Genomic DNA, 21,722 nt, shown 5'->3' with positions numbered 1-21,722 from the left:
TCCGCTTTTTTTTGTACCTTTGCATTGAAAATTTAACGAAGTACGCGTTTTTTAACGCTGAAACGCCATTGTTTGTCAAATTTAAAATGGAATATTGCGACATGGTTAGTAAATTATCAAAGGAGCACGACCGAAGGTCGGGGCTATCACATTACCTCTATGGGGTATCTAACTTGTTCATCAGCGGAACCGGTATAGGCGGATTATCTCCTATGATTACCGGAGACGAGATGGGAGTAAATAATATACTCTGCCTTGTACTTGGAGCTATAGCAGCTTTTGTATTTGCGTATAGTGCAAACAGAGTTATGAAGTATAACGATAAATAAGAAACAATATGGAACTATATACTATATTTATGGGGCTAGGAGCCTTGATAGGAACCTGCTTCGCCATCTGGCTTAACACAAAATCAGGTCAGAAGTGGATAGATAATTTATAAAATAAGTTATTATGGAGTTAATAACTATATTTATGGGGCTGAGTGCCGTAATTAGCGCTAGCTTCGCCATTTGGCTCAACACCAAATCAGGCCAGAAATGGATAGACGAGTTATAAAACTCAATAAAATATAATCAACGGGAGGGAACGACAATGAACGAAACACCTTTTAAATTCACATCCGAAGAAAAGGAACAGACACTCCAGATACTGGAGCGCCTGAGAACCGCCGTGGGCGACACATTCAAGCCGGGCGATGAGCAGCATCTGCGTGAAGACATACAGCATGCCTTCATCAACCACCAGATCAAGCGCAACGTCTTCGGCATGAACCCTATACTCGCAGCCCTGCAGACAGCAGAAATCGCAGTGAACGAAATCGGTCTGAAAAGAGACGGCATCATCGCTATCCTGATGCAGACCAGCGTCATCGACGGCTATCAGACCATCGAAGACATCCAGAAGAAATACGGCGACAGCGTGGCGCATATCATCAGCGGACTTCTCCGCATTCACGATCTCTACAAGCGCAACCCGATCATCGAGAGCGAGAACTTCCGCAACCTGCTCATCTCCTTCTCAGAAGACATGCGCGTAATCCTCATCATGATTGCCGACCGCGTGAACGTGATGCGACAGATACGTGATACCGAACAGAAGGAGGCAAAGCACGAGGTGAGCGAGGAAGCCAGCTACCTCTATGCCCCACTCGCCCACAAGCTGGGTCTCTACAAACTGAAGAGCGAGCTGGAAGACCTGAGTCTGAAGTATCTGGAGCACGATGCCTACTATATGATCAAGGAGAAGCTGAATGCCACCAAGGCTTCGCGCGATGCCTATATCGCCCGATTCATCCAGCCTATCAAGGAGAAACTCGATGCTGCCGGACTGAAATATCACATGAAGGGACGCACCAAGAGCATCCACTCCATCTGGCAGAAGATGAAAAAGCAGAAGTGCGCCTTCGAGGGTGTATATGACCTTTTCGCCATCCGTATCATCATCGACGCACCAAGAGAGAAGGAATACATGCTGTGCTGGCAGACCTTCGCCCTGATTACAGATATGTATCAGCCGAACCCAAAGCGTATGCGCGACTGGCTCAGCGTGCCTAAGAGCAACGGATACGAGAGTCTGCACACCACCGTACTGGGACCGGAGAAGAAATGGGTAGAAGTCCAGATCAGAACCGAAAGAATGGACGATATCGCCGAACACGGACTGGCTGCACACTGGCGCTACAAGGGCATCAAACAGGGAGAAGGAGGCATCGACGAATGGCTTGCCAACATCCGTGCCGCTCTGGAAAACAACGACGACCTGCAGCTGATGGACCAGTTTACCACCGACCTGAAGGAAGACGAGGTTTATGTGTTCACCCCTAAGGGCGACCTGCTGAACTTCCCGAAAGGTGCCACGGTGCTCGACTTCGCCTACTACATCCACTCGCGCATCGGCAACACCTGCGTGGGCGGAAAAATCAACGGCAAGGCGGTGACCTTCCGACAGGAACTGCACTCGGGCGACCAGGTGGAAATCCTCACCCAGAGCAACCAGAAGCCTAGAAGAGAATGGCTCAACATCGTGCAGACATCCAAGGCAAAGGCAAAGATCCGACTCGCCCTGAAGGAAACGCAGAAGAAGGACGGACTCTATGCCAAGGAACTGCTGGAGCGCCGATTCAAGAACCGCAAGATAGAGATTGACGAGAGCACCATGGCGCGCATCATCAAGAAGATGGGATACAAGGAGAACTCTGATTTCTACAAGGATGTGGCAGAAGAGAAACTCGACGTGAACACCGTGGTGGAGAAATACATCGAAGAGCGTGACCACGATCTCAACCTCAGCAACACCAACAAGCCTGCCGAAAGTGCAGAGAACTTCGAGTTCGAGAATCCTACCGAGGAACTGCTGAAGCAGAGCGACGACGTACTGGTGATTGACGAGCACCTGAAGGGCATCGACTTCGAGCTCTCCCACTGCTGCCACCCTATCTACGGCGACCCTATCTTCGGATTCGTAACCATCAGCAAGGGCATCAAGATTCACCGCATCGACTGTCCTAACGCCAAGGAGCTGCGCCGCCGTTTCGGTTACCGCATCGTGAAGGCGAAATGGAGCGGAAAGGGTACATCGAAGTATGCCATCACCCTGAGAATCATCGGAAATGATGATATCGGCATCGTGAGCAACATTACCAACATCATCTCGAAAGAGGATAAGCTCGTGATGAGAGGCATCAACATCTCATCCAAGGACGGCCTGTTCTCGGGCAATGTAACCGTGATGATCGATGATGCCGGCAAGACGGATGCACTCATCAAGAAACTGAGCGCCGTAAAGGGCGTAAAGCAGGTTACGAGAATATAAATTGGTTTAAAGAAAAAATAAAACCAACCGTATTGGAAAGCATAAAAATCAATGTTACAAAAAAATCCCGCAGAATTTTGCTCTGCGGGATTTTTTTATTATTATTTCATCTTGTTCAAGCACTTATTTCGTCTTATTCAATCGCTTGATTACCGAGTAGGCATCATACAAGCCCAGCTCTCCAGCCTTCGAGAGATCCTGGATACCAGCCTGCTTGTTGCCACTCTTGGCACGTGCGATACCTCTATTATAATACGCCTCAGCCAGACGGTTGTCTATCTTCAGCGCAATGGTATAATCATCTATCGCCTTGGAAAGCTCGTTTCTTCCGGCATGCAGATTACCTCTGTTATAATAGATATAGGCATTGCTGCTGTTCATGCGGATGGCATCGCTGAAATCAGCCTCGGCAGAATGGATATTCACCACTCCCTTGCCCTGAGCCTTGTTGAACTCATCCATCTCAGCCTGACAGACGGCACGCTGCCAGTAAGCCAGCGCATTCTTATCATCCAGCGAGAGATAATAGGTGAAGTCGCTGATGGCTGCCTCGAAATCGCGCAATACGCTATGAGCGATGGCACGACGCATCAATATCGCCTTCTTCTGCTCAATATCCTTCGCCACACTCAGTTCTGCCGAAAGCTTATCGATGAGAGAGAAGATCTTCATAGACCCGTTCTCATCCAACTGCTCCTTGGAACATACGATATAAACCTTGTCCTTCATCTTCTGGTTCAGCGCCTCCACATCCTTGTCGAAAGCCTGTACCCCACTCACATTCTGAGTGTTAGGGAAGTAAGAGAGCTGGAACATCGGCAGATAGGCAGTCTCTACCTGGCGGTTCTGGATTCTTCCACGATACTCGCTCTTGTAGTTATGCTCATACTTCGGCTCATCATCCACCACAATGGAAGCGAACTTGTTTGGGTCTATCTCCGAACGCTTGCGCATCTCCTTCTTGGTCTTCGCACTCCAGCGAGGCTGGATACCGAGATGCTTGTTCATCTGTGCCTTGAAGATGCGGAACTCATCCAGCTCAGCCTTCGCCGTCATACCCAGTCGGCGATAGCAATGAGCACGGGCGGAAAGACCCGTCCAGAAATTAGGAAACTGATTGATTACCGTAGTATAATCGCGGATAGCCGCCTTCAGGTTTCCCGTCTTGTCATGCAAAAGCGCACGGTTGAATATCGCCATGAAGTTCTTCGGCTCCATCTTGATGACGAAGTCGAAATCGGTGATGGCACGGTTGTCATCACCCAACTGCACACGCATCAATCCACGGTTGTAGTGAGCGAGGAAGTTGTGCGGATCCAGGTCGATAGCGGCATCATAGTCGCTCATCGCACCTCGTAAATTGTTGATGTTGATACGAGCCAATGCCCGGTTGATGTAACTGTTTACATTGTTCGGTTTGAAGTGAAGCGATTTGGTGAGCGCCTCATCCGCCACCTTCCATTCCTTCCGGGCAAGCGCCATATAGGCACGTGTAATCCAGGCATCACCATCGTATGGATTCAGCTTCAGGCTCTGGTCGAGCCATTTCTCAGCCTGCACCGTATCCTTCTGATGCAGATACACCTCAGCCTTCAGGGAGTAGGCATTTGAATAATCCTTCCACTTGGTGATGACCGTATCAAGTTCCAGCTGCGCCTTGTCGTAGTTCTTCGCCTCCATCTGGCAGAGCGCACGGTTGAACCAGTAGTTGCGGTTGCGAGGTTCCAGTCGGATGGCAGAATTATAGTCGGCAATGGCATCATCATAACGCTGCTGACGGATGCGGCAGATGGCACGCAAGTCGTAGATATCGTTGATATACGGATTGAGGTTGATAGCCTCGGAGGCATCACTCTCGGCACCCATATAGTCATCGAGATTAAACTTGGCCACACTGCGGTAATACCAAGGCTCATAGAGATAAGGCTTGGCACCGATGGCTAGATTAAAATACTTGATAGAAAGAACGAAGTCCTCGTAGAAGAGCGCACTTCTTCCCGCCGTAACGAGGCGGTCAACTCTATATTGCGCCGATGCTGACAAAGTAGCCAGCACCAGCACAAAAGTGAAAATAAACTTTTTCATCGACGAATCTTGGTACGATAGCTGCAGCGGAACTTACCCTTGATAATGTTCTTGAGCTTGCCAGCTATCATGTTCTTACGGAGAGGAGACACGCGGTCAACGAACATCGTGCCCTCCAGGTGATCGAACTCATGCTGCATCACGCGAGCCAAGTAGCCGCTCACCCACTCATCATGCTCCTGGAACTGCTCATCCATATACTTCACATGGATGCGGGTAGGACGAACCACCTTCTCATTGATGCCAGGAATAGAGAGACATCCCTCATCAGAAGTATCCTTCTCAGCCTCCTCATCATACTCCAGGATATGAGGATTGATGAAGGCATGACGGAATCCCTTATACTCAGGGAGGTCATCGCTGAGCACATCAAGGTCAATGACTACCAGGCGGATAGCCAAGCCTATCTGAGGCGCAGCTAGACCGATGCCATTGCTCGAATCGAGAGTCTCGTACATATTATTGATTAATTCCTTCAACTCAGGATAATCGGGGGTGATATCTTCAGCCACTTTTCTCAATACTGGCTGACCATAAATATAAATTGGTAAAATCATCTTCTTGATTGCATAAAGTCTTGTAATATGATGGTAGCGCTTATCTCATCTACCAATCCCTTGTTTTCTCTTCTCGTCTTCTTCTTCACGCCGCCGTCTATCATGGCACGATGCGCCAAAACCGACGTAAAGCGCTCATCGTAGTACTCGATAGGCACCTCGGGATGAGCCTTGCGCCAACGGTTGAAGAAATTCTCCACACGCGCCAGGTTCTCGCTAGGCTGCCCATTGGGCTGGGTGGGCTTACCGATGACGATGCGCTCCACCTGCTCCTTCTGGATATAGGCTTCGCAGAATTCGAAAAGTTCGGGCGTAGCAACAGTTGCCAACCCATTAGCAATGATCTGCAATGGGTCGGTAACTGCCAGTCCGGTACGTTTCTTACCGTAGTCTATAGATAAAATTCGCATTCAGTTACGAAATTTCTAATCTTCTATGTGAAACGTGAAAATTACTTCTTCAAAAGCAACCAAGCATCTGGATACTTGCCAGCGCGGAGCTCGTTGCGGCTTTTCACTGCACCAGCCTTATCTACGAATGTTGAAGCAACGACACGATACATGTTACGTGCACTGTTGTAAACGATCTGAGAATCATAACCAGCGCTCTTCAGAGTGCTAGCCAATCCCTCAGCATTAGCCTTCAGAGAGAAAGAACCTACTACTACGCTAAAGTTCTGCAGACCAGAACCTGAGATGAGATCTACATTCTCCTGGCGAACAGTAGCATTATCAACTTCTGTAGTTGTGCTCTCTGTAGGAGTTGTTGTTTCCAATGGAGTAACTACTGGTTCCTGAACAGCTGGTTCCTGCTGAGCCTCCTGCTGCTGTGCCTTCTCGTATGCCTTCTTGTAGGCACTTTCCTTAGATGTACCACAACTTGCGAGTGCCAGAACAGCACACAATCCTAAACTCAAAACTGATAATTTCTTCATAATCTTTTCTAAAATTGTATTTGTGTTTACTTAAATATTTTATATTGCTTCACCTTATTATATATAGGTGACGTCCCAACTTGAGTTCAGCCTACACCTTATTATATATAGGGGCAATACATAGCCTTACGCTTTTATTCTGCGAAAATACAAAATATATCCCAAAGAAAGAAACGTTTTCAGCATAAAGATTGTTAAACACAAGGTAATACAACACTTTTAACGAAAAATTAAGACTTAAAAGCTTGTTTTTTGAAGAATAATTCGTATATTTGCAATTGATAAGCGAAATAAGTGCATCTGGACGCAAAAACTCCAAAATGCCATCGCCATCACACAATTAACATCAATATATTGTATAACATTTAAAACTTTTAGATTATGAAGGCATTAGGTTACATTGGCGCATTCCTCGGTGGCGCTATCGCTGGTACAGCACTCGGTATGATTTTTGCTCCTGAGAAGGGTGAGGATACTCGCAGCAAGATTGCTGGAGCTGTAGAAGATTTCTGCAAGAAGCACGACATCAAGTTGACACGCAAGGACGTTGACGACCTGGTTGACGATATCAAGGATGTTGCTCCTGAGGTTTAAGCCCCACCCAACTACCCTGAGATTTCGACAAGTACAACATATTATTACTTGAATAAGCGATAAGAATGTTTTCGAGCGATAAGAATGTAGAAACCATCGGGCAACTCGTAGAGGTGCTCAAGCATTACATCGGGCTCAGATCTGAGTATATGAAACTCGATGCAGCTGACAAGGTGGTAAGACTGCTCGCTGCACTGATCATCGGATCGCTGCTGCTGGCTCTCCTCGCCTTGGCTCTGATATATCTTTCGTTTGCTGCCGCATTCGCCATGGCTGATTACGTAGGCTTGGCACCTGCATTCTGCATCGTGGCGGGAGCATACTTATTGATACTGGTTCTCTTCATCCTTTTCCGACATCAATGGATTGAAAAACCACTCGTGAAATTCTTAGCCAGTCTGCTTATGCAAAAATAAATAAAGAGCATGATGATGACAAATGAGCCAAACAATGACAACAGGTACCTGGACGACGACAACAGTTGCCCACAGTATAACAGCCTCAACGACATCAGACTGCGCAAGGAAGCACTTCGCAAAAGCATAGAGGCAGACGACAAGAAGATCAAGACCTTGTGGAACTCTCTCTTCACCAAGCCAGACGCCTTCAAGAAAGACGCAAGCAGAGGCAAGAGACTGCAAAGTATGATGTCTATTGGTATGGGAGCTTTCGATGGAGCTCTGCTGGCGTGGAAGCTCTACCGGAAATTCAAGAAAAAGAAATAAGAGAATCCTTCTATCTCAAGAGAAAGATAAGAATGAAAACCATCATAAGAAATGCGGCCTTGCAAAAGACCGCATTTTTTGTGTCTTTAACAGGGTATAAAAACAAAAAAGGGTCACCGCCGTGACCCAATACCTTGTTAACCTTAAATCTAATACTATGAAAAACACACATGCAAATGTAGAAAGAATCTGTGAACCTCACAAGCTTTTTCTAAAAAAAATGCCTTTTCTTAAGATTCTTTAATCTTATATGTTGTGCTTTTTTATTTCTTTCAATTTCATTAAGACTTATTCTTCGTCAATTTCCAGCTCCAGACCATCGTAGGCAAAGCAAAAACCAGCAGGAAGCTGGGCATTGGCGGCATCATGCAATCCTATCTGATGAGTAACGTGAGTAAGGTAGGTCTGCTTCGCTCCTATCCTGCGCGCCACACGGATGGCATCATCCACCAATTGATGACTATGATGAGGTTTATCGAAGCGCAGCGCATTGATCACCAAGGTATCTACGCCATCCAGGTAAGCATACTCTTCATCACTCATCGACTTCATATCCGTGATGTAGGCAAACTTTCCGAAACGGTATCCCAGAATAGGCAGTTGATCGTGCATCACCCGGATAGGCATAAACCCGATATCTCCAATCTGATAGGAATGATGGGGTACGATGGTATGCAGCTTCAACTTGGGAGCACCCGGATAGAGCTTCTCCGCGTCCTTAGGGAAGCAGTAAGGCATCGTATGCGGCAATGTCTCTGTGGTGATTTCATCGCCATAGATATTGATATCACCATAAACACAGAAACCACGCAGATCATCGATACCACCCACATGGTCGTAATGGATATGCGTAATCAGCACACCATCCAGCTTGCGGAAAGGAACCCGCAGGAGCTGCTGACGGATATCCGGTCCTGCATCTATCAGAATACGGGTACGCTCAGTCTCAATCATCGCCGCACAGCGCAAACGGTTATCCCGTGGATCCTTGCTGCAGCACACCTCACAATCACAACCTAAAACAGGAACACCGCTAGATGTTCCTGTTCCCAATAATGTTATCTTCATTGATATTCAAATCTTTCTCTGAAAAATAAACGAATTCTTCACTCTTCGTTCTACACTTTTCACTTTACATTCACTTCCGGATGGATATCAATGCCAAACTTCTGCTTCACATCTTTCCTGATGGTCTCACAGAGATTGACGATCTCCTCACCCGTAGCACCGCCACGATTCACAAGCACCAATGCCTGCTTGTCATGCACACCGGCACGTCCCAGGCTCTTGCCCTTCCATCCGCACTGATCGATCATCCATCCTGCAGGAATCTTCTCATGCTCCCCGTCGATGGTATAATGAGGCATACCCGGATACAGGGCTGCCAAAGCATCATACTTCGCCTTCTCTACGATAGGATTCATGAAGAAGCTGCCCGCATTGCCCTGCACCTTAGGATCAGGCAACTTGGCATTGCGGATTTCGATGATGACATCACGAAGCTGCTGCGCTGTAGGATGTTCGATATTCTTAGTCGCCAGAGATGCACGGATGTTACCATAGTCCAGGTCTGGGGCATAAGTCTTCTTCAGACGATAGATGACATGGGTAACGAGATACTTGTCTCTCCACTCATGCTTGAACTTGCTCTGGCGATAGCTGTACTGGCAATCCTTGTTATCGAAAACTACCAACTTGCCGGTAGCAATCTCCACAGCCTCCACCTTATATATAATATCCTTTGCCTCTACTCCGTAGGCACCGATATTCTGGATAGCACTCGCTCCAACTTCGCCCGGAATAATGCTCAGATTCTCAGCACCATAGAAGTCATGCTCAACCGCATAGGCAACCACATCATCAAAAACCTCGCCGCTACCACAGTTCAGGAACACCCAATCAGGATTCAGCAGGGCATCATCATGTTCTGCAGCAGCCAAGTTGCCATTCTCAAGCACCTCAATGCCCTTGATGGCAGAATGGAGCACCGTGCCCTGATAATCGCCTGTAAGCAGGAGATTACTGCCTCCGCCCAGGATGAGCAGCGGCTGATCGGCAGCCGTAAGCCCAGCCACAATCTGCTGTGCCTCTTCTACCGATGAGTATTCCAGGAATCGCTTGCACTTGGCATCAATTCCAAACGTATTGTGAGCCAACAGGCTATAGTCTCGGATATCCTTCATATCTGGTCAAATTATTAACAGTGAACTAAAAAAACTACATCTCCAGCTTCATCAGCTGCCACCTACCCCCGATTCTCTTGAAGGTAAGACGGGTTTCCATTCCATTGGCAATACCGCGAATCACAAAGATTTTCTGGCTGCTCTCCGTATATTTCTGTCCATAGATGATATTATATATCATGCCATGAGGCAACTGCGGAGCAAAAGCAGGCCAGGTCTCAGGCTCAATCTCGCCCGTCATCGTACTGAAATCATCATCAGGATCTGGACCGGTAAACTTCACCGGATTATGCAGATGGCGAGACTGGAAAGCCGTATCCGTGGCAAAGGATCCATAGAACTTCAGGAAGCTGGAATTCATATTCTGATACATCGGCTTGTAATTGATGCTGGTCATCATCCACTGACCGTTGATGCGGTTGAAAAGGAACTGCTGAACTACTTTTCTACTATAGAATACTTTCTCTATCACCACATGATCGATGGTGGTATCCTTCATCAGGTTCATCTGCTTATGGTTATCGAAAATAAGCGTGTAGTAATCCTGACGCATGAAGAAATGTTCCATCTTCCAATGTCGCTTCACGATGTGCTTCTTTAATTTATCATTACGATATACTGCCAGAGGGAAATGGATGCGTTCCATCTGAAGTTTGCGACTGGCTGCAAAATTGAACAGAAAATCATCAAACAACTCGTCTGCAGCCTTCGGCATCGGAGTCTCCTCTATCAATTTCTCAGTTGAGTCCATAGCTTGTGTGTCGGCTACGGCAGTATCAGCCGCTGTCGAATCAACGGCAGGTACCGGCTTCTTGTCTGTGCATCCTACAGAGGTGAAGCAAACGATGGTAAGCACCGCCAACATAACTGTTATCAAAGAGAGTTTCTTCATAAACTTATAAAATTTCTCAAATTTTCTATGCAAAAGTACAACTTTCTTTTGAGATATTTCATATTTTAAGCAAAAAATGTTATCTTTGCACTCAAAATAGATGAAATAGTGACTTTTGCGAGCCATTTATGGCGAACAAATCGCTTAAACTTCAATTTTGTAAACAGACAAATAATAAGATATGTTATTAGAGAAAATCGAAGAACTCTTGAAAGAAGTCAACGCTCTCACTGCCCAGAACGCAGAGGAGGTAGAGCAGCTTCGCATCAAGTATCTCAGCAAGAAGGGTGAAATCAATGCCCTTATGGCCGACTTCCGCAATGTGCCAGGCGACCAGAAAAAAGAGGTTGGTATCAAGATCAACGAATTAAAGAACGCAGCCCTTGAGAAAATCAATGGTCTGAAAGAACAGATGGAGGAGGCAGAGTCTTCAAGCGATGACATCGACCTGACCCGTACAGCTTATCCTGTAGCGCTCGGAACCCGCCATCCATTGACCGTGGTGAAGAATCAGATCATCGACATCTTCGGCCGCATGGGATTCACTCTCTACCAGGGTCCAGAGGTAGATGACGACAAGCACGTATTCACCATGCTGAACTTCGCTGCCGATCATCCAGCCCGCGACATGCAGGATACATTCTTCATCGAGAAGACCGACTCCGACGATGTTACCAAGAATGTACTTCTCCGTAGCCATACCTCTAACGACGAGGCTCACTATATGGAGACCCACGAGCCACCTATCCGCGTATTGTGCCCAGGACGAGTATATCGCAACGAGGCTATCAGCGCACGTGCTCACTGCTTCTTCCACCAGGTAGAAGGTCTCTATGTAGATAAGAACGTAAGCTTCACCGACCTCAAGCAGGTGCTCCTCACCTTCGCTCGCGAGATGTTCGGTGCAGATACCAAGATCCGCCTGCGCCCTAGCTACTTCCCATTCACAGAACCTAGCGCAGAGATGGATATCTCCTGCAACATCTGCGGTGGCAAGGGATGTAACTTCTGCAAGCATACAGGATGGGTTGAAATCCTGGGTTGCGGTATGGTTGACCCTCACGACCTCGAGGCTTGTGGTATCGACAGCAACGTATATACCGGTTATGCATTCGGTATGGGCGTGGAACGTATCACCAACCTGAAGTATCGTGTGAGCGACCTTCGTCTCTTCTCTGAGAACGATACCCGCTTCCTGCGTGAATTCGAATCAGCAAAGTAATTCATTAACAAGAATCAATATGAAAAAAATTACAGTTAACACCATCATTGCGCTCGCATTGGGTTCAATGTGCTTAAGTTCTTGCATCGGCTCTTTCAGCTTGACTAACAATGTGCTCAACTGGAACAAGCGTGCAACTGACAACAAGTTCATCAACGAGTTGATTTTCATTGTCATCAGCCCTGCTTATGCAGTCTGCTCAGCAGCTGACTTGCTTGTACTCAACACTATCGAGTTCTGGACTGGCGACAAAGTGATAGCCAACGTTGGCAAGACTCAGAAAGTTACTGGCAAGGATGGCAGATTGTATGCCATCAAGACTCTGAAGAATGGCTACGAGATTACCGACCCTGCTGGCGAGAAGTCTTACTTCGTGTTCGACAAGAAGAACAAGAGCTGGTCTTACAGCAAGGATGGTGACATCCGCGAGCTCTTCAGCTTCAACGAGGATGGCAGCATCCAGGCTTGCCTGCCTAACGGACAGAAGATGAACGTAGAGCAGAACGAGATTGGTCTTTACCAGCTCCGTATGGCTGTTAACGACGGTTTGTATTTTGCTTGCAACAAGTAAGCTTGCAACAAGTAAAATACTACCCTACTCTATATGAAAAAGGTGAGTCATTTTTTTGATGACTCACCTTTTTTATTTTTATCCATTCCATTATTCTACTTCATTATTATAATAAATAAGGTGTTTCTGCGTTAGATAATGTATGAAACAAAGATTATTCATACTCACGATATGCCTGATTGCCACCCTGAAGATGATGGCACAGGAATTTACACTGCACGGCAGGGTGACTGATGAAGACAGCCATCCTATAGAGCTTGCCACCGTATCCGTGGCAAGCCAGGGAAAGGTAGCCTTTACCTCGCTGAAGGGAGAGTTCAGCATGCGCCTTCATTCTGCCGACAGCGTGATGGTCAAGTTCTCCATGATAGGATACAAGAGCAAGGTTAGAGTGCTGAGAAAACCTCGAGGCAAGCAAAACCTGCAAGTCGTCCTCCATACCGATGCTGCCATGCTGGGAGAAGTGAATGTAACGGGAGAAAAGATCCAGACCGACCAGACGCAGGAAATCAAGCTCAAGGATGCCAGACTGGCCCCTTCTGCCAACAGCAATGCCGTAGAAGGCATCATCCAGCAGCAAGCCGGCGTAAGCACCCACAACGAACTTTCATCACAATACAATGTGCGTGGCGGTGCTTTCGACGAGAACTCCGTATATATAAATAATGTGGAGGTTTATCGTCCTTATCTCGTCCGGAGCGGTCAACAGGAAGGTCTCTCCATCATCAATCCCTATATGGTAGATAAAATCGGATTCTCTACGGGTGGATATGCAGCCAAATACGGAGACAAGATGAGTTCTGCACTCGACATCACCTACAAGACCTTAAGGTCGAAAGGAAAGAGCCCGATTGTAGAAGGAAGCGTTGCTGCCAGCCTGCTCGGAGCAGATGCCTACATAGGATTGGGAACCCGGAAGCTGTCCTGGCTCAACAGTGTGAGATACAAGACTACAGCCTATCTGCTCGGTTCGATGGAAACCAAGGGAGAATACAAGCCGAACTATCTCGACTACCAAACCTATCTGAGCTATCAGCCCAACAAGCGCTGGAAGATTGATTTCATCGGAAACATCTCTGATAACCATTACAATTTCGAACCATCCGACCGTGAAACCGCCTTCGGAACAATGGAAAACGTCAAGAACTTTAGAGTATATTTCGATGGTCAGGAGAAGGATCGCTTCCTCACCTATTTCGGCACACTGGGCATCACCCGCAACATCACCTCCAACACCAGCATCTCGCTCCTGGGCAGTGCCTTCTACACCAGGGAACAGGAAAAATACGATATCCAGGGACAGTATTGGCTCGACCAGACCGAGACCTCCGAAAACCTAGGTGTAGGAACTTACTTCGAGCATGCTCGCAACTATCTCACGGCTCGTGTGATGAGTGCCAAGCTGATGCTGAAACATAAGGTGAAGAAGCATGATTTGGAGACTGCAGTCACGCTGAAACGGGAGCACATCAAAGAAAATTCCGTAGAATACGAGATGAGAGATTCTGCCGGATACAGCATTCCTCACACCGGAAAAGACCTCTATATGTACTATTCCATGAAGGCTAGAAACGAGTTGAATGCCAACCGTATAGAAGCCTATGTTCAAGACACTTACCGCTTCACTAGCGGAGGAGATTCTACCCAGTCTGGCGATATCAGGCAAACACGCTATACATTGAACTATGGTCTTCGTCTGAGTCATTGGAACTTCAACCGGGAAACCATCCTGAGCCCACGCGTCTCCCTCGCTATCATTCCGGCAAACCATGAGAACACGACGCTCCGTTTCGCTGCAGGACTTTATTATCAGGCACCTTTCTTCAAGGAGCTGAGAGATACCTCAAGCATCAATGGAGTAACCATCGCCTCGCTCAACCGGAAGATCAAGAGTCAGCGAAGCATCCACTTCATTGCCGGTTACGACTACCGGTTCAAGGTGAATGAACAGAGATACAAGTTCTCGGCAGAAGCCTACTATAAGGCATTGAGCAATCTGGTGCCCTACTCTGTCAGCAATGTAAAGGTAGTTTATTACGGACAGAACGAATGCAGCGGTCATGCAGCAGGTCTCGACTTCAAGCTCTATGGCGAGTTTGTGCCCGGCACGGATTCCTGGCTCAGCCTGTCGCTGATGGATACCAGGATGAAACTCAACGGCAAGAGCATCCCGCTTCCTACCGACCAGCGGTATGCAGTGAACCTCTTCTTCACCGATTACTTCCCAGGCAGCAGGAAGTGGCTCCTATCTCTCAAGCTTGCCTTTGCCGATGGACTTCCATTCGCTGCACCTCATAGAGAATTGGAAACCAACAGTTTCCGTGCCACCGCCTATCGCCGAGCAGATATCGGAATGAGCTATCAGTTACTGGACAACCGCCATCATGAGCACAGAACATTCCTCAAGAATGTTACAGTGGGCATAGATTGCCTCAATCTCTTCGGCATTGACAATGTAAACAGCTACTATTGGGTAACGGATGTCACAAATCAGCAGTATGCCGTGCCTAATTATCTCACCGGCAGACAGCTCAATGCAAGAGTGTTGATGGAATTCTGATAAGTCAGAAGTTAAAAGCGGAGAGTTAAAGAGTTAAAAGCAGAGAGTAAGGAGTTAAAAGCGAGGAGTTTTAGCACTCAAAAATGGTGATTTTTCACATTATTCTAAATATTTAACCGTAGATAGTTCGCTATCTGCGGTTTTTTTCGTATCTTTGTGCCCGATTTATGCGATGATGGTTCATATCCATCATCTCAAATCACGATAAACGAAAAAAGAAATTATACATAATAATTAATTATGAGCAAACAAGTAGAAAAGATTAAGGAGCTGATCGCTAAGCGCGAACAGGCTCGTCTTGGCGGTGGTGAGAAGGCCATCGAGAAGCAGCATGCACGTGGCAAATATACAGCTCGTGAGCGTATCGAAATGTTGGTAGATGCTGGCAGTTTCGAGGAGTACGACATGTTTAAGCTGCACCGTTGCACCAACTTCGGTATGGAGAAGAAGCAGTACCTCGGTGATGGTGTGGTAGCGGGTAGTGCTACAATAGCCGGCCGCCTGGTTTACGTATATGCTCAGGACTTCACCGTAAATGGTGGTTCACTCTCTGAGACTATGGCACAGAAGATCTGCAAGGTAATGGATATGGCAATGACTATGGGTGCACCTGTTATCTGTATGAACGACTCAGGTGGTGCCCGTATCCAGGAAGGTATCTGCGCCCTCGCTGGTTATGGTGAGATTTTCGAGCGCAACATCCTCGCTTCTGGTGTCATCCCACAGATCTCTGCTATTATGGGCCCTTGCGCTGGTGGTGCCGTTTACTCTCCAGCCTTGACCGACTTCATCATCATGAAGGAGCAGACTTCTTATATGTTCCTGACCGGTCCTAAGGTTGTCAAGACCGTAACTGGTGAGGACATCGATGCAGAGCACCTCGGTGGTGCATCTGTCCACGCAACCAAGAGTGGTGTTACCCACTTCGCTGCCAAGACAGAGGAAGAGGCTATCGAGATGATCAAGAGCCTGCTCTCTTACATCCCAAGCAACAATACAGAAGAGGCTCCACGCGTAGAGTGCACAGACCCTATCGACCGTATGGACGATACTCTGAACGAGATTATCCCTGAGGATCCTAACCAGGCATACGATATGTATAAGGTGATTGGCGCTGTAACTGATAACGGAGAGTTCTTCGAGGTTCAGCCTAAGTTCGCCAAGAACATCATCACCGGTTTCGCCCGCTTCAATGGTCAGAGCGTAGGTATCGTAGCCAACCAGCCTTCAGCTTACGCTGGTGTACTCGATGTAAACGCTAGCCGCAAGGCAGCCCGCTTCGTTCGTTTCTGCGATGCATTCAACATTCCTATCGTATCTCTCGTTGACGTACCAGGATTCTTGCCAGGTACAGGTCAGGAGTACAACGCTGTCATCCTCCACGGTGCACAGTTGCTCTACGCTTACGGCGAGGCTACCGTGCCAAAGATCACTATCACATTGCGTAAGAGCTATGGTGGTAGCCACATCGTGATGGGTTGCAAGCAGTTGCGTGCAGACTTGAACTTCGCTTGGCCATCTTCAGAGATTGCCGTAATGGGTGCCAGCGGTGCCGTTGCCGTTCTCTGCGGTAAGGAAGCTAAGGCTAAGAAGGAAGCTGGCGAGGATGTAAAGGCATTCCTGGCTGAGAAGGAGCAGGAATACACCGACAAGTTCGCTAATCCATATCAGGCTGCTCAGTATGGCTACATCGATGATGTCATCGAGCCACGCAATACCCGTTTCCGCATCTGCCGTGGTTTGGCTCAGCTCGCAACCAAGCGCCAGAGCTTGCCAGCTAAGAAGCATGGCTGCATGCCAATGTAATGATATAATTAAACATTAGAATAAATGGATAAGAATATTTATGCTGCGATTGCCATGGCACTCTATGAGTACCAGGGCAATAACGTACACGACAAGGAGCCTGGCATCATTACGATCAAGCCACGTCAGACGATGTGGAACGCCAAGTTCTTGAGTTTAACAGCCAAACCATAAAGATAAAGAAATGAAAGAGTTTAAATATACAATTGACGGAAAAGAATACAAGGTTCAGATTGACGCTGTTGAGGGTAACATCGCAAGCGTGAACGTAAATGGCGAAGCTTACAAGGTTGAGATGGAACAGGAAGCTGAACCAGAGAAGAAGAAGGTAGTGCTCGGTCAGCCTGCAGCTGCATCTGATGATGCTGAGGCTACTCCAGCTGCCAACGTAAATACAGCCAACGCTGTAAAGGCTCCTCTCCCTGGTACTATCACCAGCATCGAGGTTGCTGTTGGTCAGGAAGTAAAGGCTGGCGATACTGTTGTCGTTCTCGAGGCTATGAAGATGCAGAACAACATCGAGGCTGAGAAGGATGGCAAGGTTACAGCTATCTGCGTAAAGCCTGGTCAGGCTGTACTCGAAGAGGATGCTCTCGTGGTTATCGAGTAATTTGAGAATTCGAGAATTATACTTCCTGATTCGGGAATTTATGATTCGGAAATTTATAAAGAATATCAAAGGTCGCAAGCTACGATAGTTTGCGACCTTTTTCTATACTGCTGTATGAGCATAAACTGCTATACAAAGTATTTTTTTCCAAAGAAAAAAGACATAAAGTACAATAAAATGATAGATTTAACAGAAGAACAGATAAAAAGATACAGCCGCCACATCCTCCTTCAGGATGTAGGCCTCGAGGGACAGGAAAAGCTCCTCAATGCCAAGGTGCTCATCATTGGTGCCGGAGGCTTGGGTTCCCCAGTTGCCCTCTACCTCGCTGCGGCTGGCGTGGGACATATCGGTATCGTGGATGCCGATGTGGTTGACCTCAGCAACCTGCAACGACAGGTCATTCACCAGACCAAGGACTTGAACACCCCTAAGGTGGAAAGCGCCAAGGAGAAGATGATTGCCATCAATCCTGATGTGGAGGTAACAACCTACCATACCTTCCTCGCCTCAGACAATGCCGAGGAAATCATCAAGCCATGGGATTTCGTCATTGATTGCACCGACAACTTCCCGGCGAAGTTCCTCATCAATGATGCCTGTGTGCGACTGGGCAAGGCATTCTCGCATGGCGGCATCCTGAGATTCCAGGGGCAGACCTTCACCCATCTTCCAGGCACGGCTTGTTACCGTTGTTTCTTCAAGGAGCCACCTCCAGCAGGCGCTGTTCCTACCAGTAGCCAGGCAGGAGTCCTGGGTGCCATCGCTGGTATGCTCGGAACCATCCAGGCTGCCGAGGCGTTGAAGTACTTCCTCGGTGTGGGCGAACTGCTCACCGACCGATTGCTCACCTTCGATGCCAAGACGATGAACTTCCGCACCATCAAGCTAAAGAAGCGTGCATCCTGCGAAATCTGCGGCGACCACCCTACCATCGATCATCTCATCGACTATGAGTAGGCTGCGTGTGATTTGAGATAGAATAAAGCATCGGGTAAACACGCACAACTTGATAAAAACAAATTAGGCAGTAACGCATCCTTTCGGATTCCGTTACTGCCTAAAATTTACCTATAGATTTTCAACCCATTTTCTCCCACTTTTCGTAAAAGCAGACCACAGGTATAGGCAACATGCAATGATACCTACCCCACCTAAAACAATGTACATTCCTTCCATAATCATTTCTTTTTTAATATGTTATCAGCAAATTTCCAGACAGGTCAGTCCGCATCCTATCACAAACAGCGACAGAACGAAGAAGTAGAAACTGTTGATCCTGCTTCCCGGTATGAACATCAGAGCACCGATACCGAAGAGAACCAGTCCTGTTATCACTCCCCTCCTGTAGCCCCACTTCCGGATAATCCATCCGGCAGGCAGCGCCATCAGAAAGTAGGCACCATAGACAGCAGCCTGCGTCAAGGCCGACATCGTCTTGCTGATATGGAACGACTCCTGGAAATGCGGATTCAGCACCTCCAGGATGCCATGGGCAAAGCCCCACATGAAGAAGAGGCTACTGATGATGAGGAAGGGCACCAGATAGTTATGCCCTTCGTATCTGAAGATAGATGGCTTCGTCATGATTCTCTGCAAATTTAAGACTGTCCTTTACTACCAGTGCCTGATAACCTTTTTAAGAATTCGGATGCAAAGGTAACTACTTAATATGTTTAAACCTTACGCTGTAATGGTGATATACCAAAACCAGTACATAAACCTATATCCACTTATCCAAATAACATTTAAAATCCTCTATACCTATAACTTCCACTTTAGGAAAAGGAATATTTTCCAGGACCTTAAAGTGCTTGTCTTCTGTAACAATACACTTTGCATTTGCAGCAATGGCACAATCTACAAACTTATTGTCATCTTTATCTGCCTCAATTAAAGCAAAAGTATAATGAGGATCTTTGCGAATTACATTGGGTCTAGTCAATATAGCATAAACTATGGCCTCAGAAACTTGAGGGGATATATTACGAGATAAAACCTCTGAATACTCCTCTATTATTTCATTGGACACACAAAGGTTATAATCGCCCCTAAGAAAAGCATTCCACACCTTACGATACGGACTTCTTGGGGCGATTGACATAATCAAACTATTTGTATCCAATACAATATTCATCACCTAAAGATTATAATTTTGGTTTATTGTATGGAGTACGTTCATGGAGATGCCGGAAACTCTCGATACGTTCTTCATTCAGGGTTCCTTCATTCCACATCCTATCTAATTCAGCATCAGCCATCTGAACAAAATAATCGGAGATTACCTTATTCAAATCTCGCAAAGCCTCAGGAGTCTTGATAAATGACAGCATATCGAGGATTTGCAATTGAGCTTGATTCATTGTTGCTACCTGTGCCATAATAATTCATTTTATTAATATCTAACCGCAAAAGTACACTTTTTCCTCGAAACCACCAAGAAAATCGAAAGAAATCTGCAACTCATCAACAAATTACCACAAAAATCTGTAAACAATAAACTATTAACTGTAAACAATAGCCTGCTATTCCCCGACGGTCCCATCCCGCACAATCTGGCGAGACCTTTGTAAGTATCCGCTCAACGCCGTATTGCATATCTCAAAAAAATGTTGTACCTTTGCACGGCGGCATCATTTTTCTAATTTTGAGACAAGAATACGAAGTTTAGCCCTCCACCAGCTAATGCCAGTGGAGGTTACCTATTACTTGAGGCAACTCCACTCCCGAAGCCTTGCCGTCTTCTCTCGCTGTCGATAATATGATAACAGACATAGAAAGTGCAACCTTTGAAATTTAAGCGTTATGATACAGAACAAATTATTCCGTGATTGCCTCGCTGCAATACCTGCCGAGCAAAAGGCAGAGTTCGATTTGTCTTTCGGTATTGCCGAGCGCATTAGTGAGATTCTGAAAGCCAAGGGTCTCACCCAAAAGGATTTCGCCCGCTTGCTCAACAAGCGAGACTCAGAAATCTCCAAATGGCTAACAGGCAGACATAACTTCACTACTCAAACTATTGCTCGTATAGAAACAGCTTTGGGAAGTAAACTCATCAGCATAGCTCATTGATTGAGCTATGCTTTATTTATAGAATCTGCAATAACCTTTCATCGGTATCCTCCAAATTCAGAACCTTAGCATGCTCAAGCCTGTTTTTACTTACTGCTAATAAAAGGATGCTCTGTTTAAATTAGACTGAAGCATTGGACAATATAGGCCATATTTTTTCTTAATGATATTCGAGACTAATTTTACAAACCATTTGTCTGCCTTTGGTGAAAAGTAAATATTATCAATTAGCAGATTCAAATCCACAGGTATAAGCAAGTCATGTGCATCCGTCAACATATTGAAATCGGGAGATTCCGAAATCACTCTAAATTCTTTCTCGTGAGCAAAAGATAATCTTTTATACCAAGGAGCATCAAACATATGAAAGTATTTCCCTGATGTTCCATTATTATATTCGCTATAATCAATATAATTTACCATACCGAATTCGCAATTTGCTGTAACCGGTAGTGCCTGATAAAGACGCTCAAACGTAGTCTGAATAGCAATTCCTTGTTTAGTATCCCTAGAATACAATTGCCACATAGCTTCAGACTCGACATCTGACTGATGCCAACAACTTATGTAGTTATTTAAGCGCCACTTTCTAATTGTTCTTCTATATCTATCAAATTCATATTTGGCTTTTTCTTCGTCATTGCTCCCATCGTCAAATTCTTTCAAATTAACGAATGGTGCTCTTCGCTGCATTTCCATTTTAATCCAAGCATCTTCATTGGTAGCAACTCCCAAGGCACCTTCATAAGAGTCATTAAAATGATCTATACGGGTAAAATACAAAGAACTTTCATCCAATAAAGACAGGAACTTAGCTAAATCCATATATCGCCATAACTTTGCTGATGGTTCTGGAATTTTGCAGCAAAATCTTCTGTTAGAATAAAATCTTGCATCTTTCATTTTCGAACTACAGCCTTTACAAGTATAAGCTAATGCACCATCATCTAAATGCCCAATAAAAGTTTCCTCCCCATTGCTAAATTCTTTTCCACATAAAGTGCATTGATTCCTATGGATAATATAGAACCATCTTTCTTGCTTAATGCTTTCTAAATCATATTTTTTATGCGCTCCCATTATCATATAGTTTTAAT

At 46.2% G+C, this 21,722-nt stretch carries 23 protein-coding genes; 12 read left to right on the top strand and 11 right to left on the bottom strand.

Annotated features, from left to right (window positions below):
* The first annotated feature begins 594 nt into the window (after positions 1-594).
* Positions 595-2,814 carry a bifunctional (p)ppGpp synthetase/guanosine-3',5'-bis(diphosphate) 3'-pyrophosphohydrolase gene (locus DW657_RS02100; protein WP_118311237.1) on the top strand — a complete coding sequence of 740 codons (2,220 nt, stop codon included), beginning with the start codon at positions 595-597 and terminating at the stop codon, positions 2,812-2,814.
* A 123-nt stretch (positions 2,815-2,937) separates the two neighbouring features.
* Here DW657_RS02100 and DW657_RS02095 read toward each other — a convergent pair whose 3' ends face one another.
* Genes DW657_RS02095 through DW657_RS02080 form a run of 4 tightly spaced genes read right to left on the bottom strand, consistent with a single transcriptional unit; the run spans position 2,938 to position 6,390 of the window.
* The gene (locus tag DW657_RS02095; RefSeq protein WP_118311236.1) at positions 2,938-4,899 is read right to left on the bottom strand and encodes a tetratricopeptide repeat protein; all 1,962 of its coding nucleotides are present in this window, start codon (positions 4,897-4,899) and stop codon (positions 2,938-2,940) included.
* On the bottom strand, positions 4,896-5,456 hold the full coding sequence (gene def, locus DW657_RS02090) for a peptide deformylase (protein ID WP_118311235.1): 561 nt from the start codon (positions 5,454-5,456) through the stop codon (positions 4,896-4,898). The genes DW657_RS02095 and def overlap by 4 nt, the downstream gene beginning before the upstream one ends.
* Positions 5,453-5,866, bottom strand: coding sequence for a Holliday junction resolvase RuvX (gene ruvX / locus DW657_RS02085; protein WP_117661646.1), 414 nt, complete (start codon positions 5,864-5,866; stop codon positions 5,453-5,455). Before ruvX ends, def begins: the two co-directional genes overlap by 4 nt.
* A 41-nt stretch (positions 5,867-5,907) precedes the next feature.
* Positions 5,908-6,390, bottom strand: coding sequence for an SPOR domain-containing protein (locus tag DW657_RS02080; protein ID WP_117661645.1), 483 nt, complete (start codon positions 6,388-6,390; stop codon positions 5,908-5,910).
* Between the two features lie 381 nt (positions 6,391-6,771).
* On the opposite strand from DW657_RS02080, the gene DW657_RS02075 reads away from it, so the two are divergent.
* The 3 genes from DW657_RS02075 (at position 6,772) to DW657_RS02065 (ending at position 7,709) form a co-directional block, all read left to right on the top strand.
* Positions 6,772-6,984, top strand: coding sequence for a YtxH domain-containing protein (locus DW657_RS02075; RefSeq protein ID WP_089544569.1), 213 nt, complete (start codon positions 6,772-6,774; stop codon positions 6,982-6,984).
* A gap of 65 nt (positions 6,985-7,049) precedes the next feature.
* The gene (locus DW657_RS02070; protein WP_118311234.1) at positions 7,050-7,400 is read left to right on the top strand and encodes a phage holin family protein; all 351 of its coding nucleotides are present in this window, start codon (positions 7,050-7,052) and stop codon (positions 7,398-7,400) included.
* A gap of 9 nt (positions 7,401-7,409) precedes the next feature.
* Positions 7,410-7,709: a hypothetical protein gene (locus tag DW657_RS02065; protein WP_367379341.1), complete on the top strand. Its 300-nt coding sequence runs from the start codon at positions 7,410-7,412 to the stop codon at positions 7,707-7,709.
* A 288-nt stretch (positions 7,710-7,997) separates the two neighbouring features.
* Here the strand turns inward: DW657_RS02065 and DW657_RS02060 are convergent, their stop codons facing one another.
* Genes DW657_RS02060 through DW657_RS02050 form a run of 3 tightly spaced genes read right to left on the bottom strand, consistent with a single transcriptional unit; the run spans position 7,998 to position 10,784 of the window.
* Positions 7,998-8,777, bottom strand: a complete 780-nt coding sequence (locus DW657_RS02060) for an MBL fold metallo-hydrolase (protein WP_118311233.1) — start codon at positions 8,775-8,777, stop codon at positions 7,998-8,000.
* 59 nt (positions 8,778-8,836) lie between these two features.
* On the bottom strand, positions 8,837-9,892 hold the full coding sequence (gene murB, locus DW657_RS02055; RefSeq protein WP_118311232.1) for a UDP-N-acetylmuramate dehydrogenase: 1,056 nt from the start codon (positions 9,890-9,892) through the stop codon (positions 8,837-8,839).
* Positions 9,893-9,926: 34 nt separating this feature from the next.
* Positions 9,927-10,784, bottom strand: coding sequence for a DUF4348 domain-containing protein (locus tag DW657_RS02050; protein WP_118311231.1), 858 nt, complete (start codon positions 10,782-10,784; stop codon positions 9,927-9,929).
* A 181-nt stretch (positions 10,785-10,965) separates the two neighbouring features.
* On the opposite strand from DW657_RS02050, the gene pheS reads away from it, so the two are divergent.
* The 7 genes from pheS (at position 10,966) to DW657_RS02020 (ending at position 18,513) form a co-directional block, all read left to right on the top strand.
* Positions 10,966-12,006 (top strand): phenylalanine--tRNA ligase subunit alpha, encoded by a 1,041-nt coding sequence (pheS, locus tag DW657_RS02045; RefSeq protein WP_089544574.1) that lies wholly within the window; start codon positions 10,966-10,968, stop codon positions 12,004-12,006.
* Positions 12,007-12,025: 19 nt separating this feature from the next.
* Complete coding sequence (locus DW657_RS02040) at positions 12,026-12,577, top strand: DUF3332 domain-containing protein (protein ID WP_089544575.1); 552 nt, start codon at positions 12,026-12,028, stop codon at positions 12,575-12,577.
* Between the two features lie 142 nt (positions 12,578-12,719).
* Positions 12,720-15,137 carry a carboxypeptidase-like regulatory domain-containing protein gene (locus tag DW657_RS02035; protein WP_118311230.1) on the top strand — a complete coding sequence of 806 codons (2,418 nt, stop codon included), beginning with the start codon at positions 12,720-12,722 and terminating at the stop codon, positions 15,135-15,137.
* 240 nt (positions 15,138-15,377) lie between these two features.
* Positions 15,378-16,943, top strand: coding sequence for an acyl-CoA carboxylase subunit beta (locus DW657_RS02030; protein ID WP_118311229.1), 1,566 nt, complete (start codon positions 15,378-15,380; stop codon positions 16,941-16,943).
* Positions 16,944-16,967: 24 nt separating this feature from the next.
* Positions 16,968-17,117, top strand: coding sequence for a hypothetical protein (locus tag DW657_RS18115; protein ID WP_176425588.1), 150 nt, complete (start codon positions 16,968-16,970; stop codon positions 17,115-17,117).
* Positions 17,118-17,127: 10 nt separating this feature from the next.
* Positions 17,128-17,553, top strand: coding sequence for a biotin/lipoyl-containing protein (locus DW657_RS02025; protein WP_022120280.1), 426 nt, complete (start codon positions 17,128-17,130; stop codon positions 17,551-17,553).
* A gap of 180 nt (positions 17,554-17,733) precedes the next feature.
* Positions 17,734-18,513 (top strand): HesA/MoeB/ThiF family protein, encoded by a 780-nt coding sequence (locus DW657_RS02020; RefSeq protein WP_118311264.1) that lies wholly within the window; start codon positions 17,734-17,736, stop codon positions 18,511-18,513.
* A 243-nt stretch (positions 18,514-18,756) separates the two neighbouring features.
* On the opposite strand, the gene DW657_RS02015 is transcribed toward DW657_RS02020, so the two are convergent.
* From DW657_RS02015 to DW657_RS02005, 3 genes are all read right to left on the bottom strand, one after another.
* On the bottom strand, positions 18,757-19,140 hold the full coding sequence (locus DW657_RS02015; RefSeq protein ID WP_118311228.1) for an MFS transporter: 384 nt from the start codon (positions 19,138-19,140) through the stop codon (positions 18,757-18,759).
* Between the two features lie 136 nt (positions 19,141-19,276).
* Positions 19,277-19,690 carry a putative toxin-antitoxin system toxin component, PIN family gene (locus DW657_RS02010; RefSeq protein WP_118311227.1) on the bottom strand — a complete coding sequence of 138 codons (414 nt, stop codon included), beginning with the start codon at positions 19,688-19,690 and terminating at the stop codon, positions 19,277-19,279.
* A 10-nt stretch (positions 19,691-19,700) separates the two neighbouring features.
* Positions 19,701-19,916, bottom strand: a complete 216-nt coding sequence (locus DW657_RS02005) for a dephospho-CoA kinase (RefSeq protein WP_233544398.1) — start codon at positions 19,914-19,916, stop codon at positions 19,701-19,703.
* 442 nt (positions 19,917-20,358) lie between these two features.
* Here DW657_RS02005 and DW657_RS02000 point away from each other — a divergent pair, with 442 nt between their 5' ends.
* A complete protein-coding gene (locus DW657_RS02000; RefSeq protein WP_118153697.1) occupies positions 20,359-20,625 on the top strand; it encodes a helix-turn-helix transcriptional regulator in 267 nt (88 codons plus the stop codon).
* 96 nt (positions 20,626-20,721) lie between these two features.
* On the opposite strand, the gene DW657_RS01995 is transcribed toward DW657_RS02000, so the two are convergent.
* Complete coding sequence (locus DW657_RS01995) at positions 20,722-21,705, bottom strand: hypothetical protein (RefSeq protein ID WP_147381870.1); 984 nt, start codon at positions 21,703-21,705, stop codon at positions 20,722-20,724.
* Positions 21,706-21,722 lie beyond the last annotated feature (17 nt).

It is taken from the genome of Prevotella sp. AM23-5, assembly GCF_003473645.1.
Lineage (GTDB): Bacteria > Bacteroidota > Bacteroidia > Bacteroidales > Bacteroidaceae > Prevotella > Prevotella copri_A.
This window is presented reverse-complemented; position numbering and strand designations above follow the sequence as displayed.

Bases quoted from the DNA above. Each gene is read 5' to 3' on its own strand.
- DW657_RS02060 (WP_118311233.1), bottom strand. From the start codon at position 8,777: ATGAAGATAACATTATTGGGAACAGGAACATCTAGCGGTGTTCCTGTT.
- DW657_RS02000 (WP_118153697.1), top strand. From the start codon at position 20,359: ATGATACAGAACAAATTATTCCGTGATTGCCTCGCTGCAATACCTGCC.
- DW657_RS02100 (WP_118311237.1), top strand. From the start codon at position 595: ATGAACGAAACACCTTTTAAATTCACATCCGAAGAAAAGGAACAGACA.
- DW657_RS02080 (WP_117661645.1), bottom strand. From the start codon at position 6,390: ATGAAGAAATTATCAGTTTTGAGTTTAGGATTGTGTGCTGTTCTGGCA.
- DW657_RS02075 (WP_089544569.1), top strand. From the start codon at position 6,772: ATGAAGGCATTAGGTTACATTGGCGCATTCCTCGGTGGCGCTATCGCT.
- DW657_RS02010 (WP_118311227.1), bottom strand. From the start codon at position 19,690: ATGAATATTGTATTGGATACAAATAGTTTGATTATGTCAATCGCCCCA.
- DW657_RS02095 (WP_118311236.1), bottom strand. From the start codon at position 4,899: ATGAAAAAGTTTATTTTCACTTTTGTGCTGGTGCTGGCTACTTTGTCA.
- DW657_RS02070 (WP_118311234.1), top strand. From the start codon at position 7,050: ATGTTTTCGAGCGATAAGAATGTAGAAACCATCGGGCAACTCGTAGAG.
- DW657_RS02035 (WP_118311230.1), top strand. From the start codon at position 12,720: ATGAAACAAAGATTATTCATACTCACGATATGCCTGATTGCCACCCTG.
- ruvX (WP_117661646.1), bottom strand. From the start codon at position 5,866: ATGCGAATTTTATCTATAGACTACGGTAAGAAACGTACCGGACTGGCA.
- DW657_RS02015 (WP_118311228.1), bottom strand. From the start codon at position 19,140: ATGACGAAGCCATCTATCTTCAGATACGAAGGGCATAACTATCTGGTG.
- DW657_RS02040 (WP_089544575.1), top strand. From the start codon at position 12,026: ATGAAAAAAATTACAGTTAACACCATCATTGCGCTCGCATTGGGTTCA.
- DW657_RS02025 (WP_022120280.1), top strand. From the start codon at position 17,128: ATGAAAGAGTTTAAATATACAATTGACGGAAAAGAATACAAGGTTCAG.
- murB (WP_118311232.1), bottom strand. From the start codon at position 9,892: ATGAAGGATATCCGAGACTATAGCCTGTTGGCTCACAATACGTTTGGA.
- DW657_RS02050 (WP_118311231.1), bottom strand. From the start codon at position 10,784: ATGAAGAAACTCTCTTTGATAACAGTTATGTTGGCGGTGCTTACCATC.
- DW657_RS02005 (WP_233544398.1), bottom strand. From the start codon at position 19,916: ATGAATCAAGCTCAATTGCAAATCCTCGATATGCTGTCATTTATCAAG.
- pheS (WP_089544574.1), top strand. From the start codon at position 10,966: ATGTTATTAGAGAAAATCGAAGAACTCTTGAAAGAAGTCAACGCTCTC.
- def (WP_118311235.1), bottom strand. From the start codon at position 5,456: ATGATTTTACCAATTTATATTTATGGTCAGCCAGTATTGAGAAAAGTG.
- DW657_RS02030 (WP_118311229.1), top strand. From the start codon at position 15,378: ATGAGCAAACAAGTAGAAAAGATTAAGGAGCTGATCGCTAAGCGCGAA.
- DW657_RS01995 (WP_147381870.1), bottom strand. From the start codon at position 21,705: ATGGGAGCGCATAAAAAATATGATTTAGAAAGCATTAAGCAAGAAAGA.
- DW657_RS02065 (WP_367379341.1), top strand. From the start codon at position 7,410: ATGATGATGACAAATGAGCCAAACAATGACAACAGGTACCTGGACGAC.
- DW657_RS18115 (WP_176425588.1), top strand. From the start codon at position 16,968: ATGGATAAGAATATTTATGCTGCGATTGCCATGGCACTCTATGAGTAC.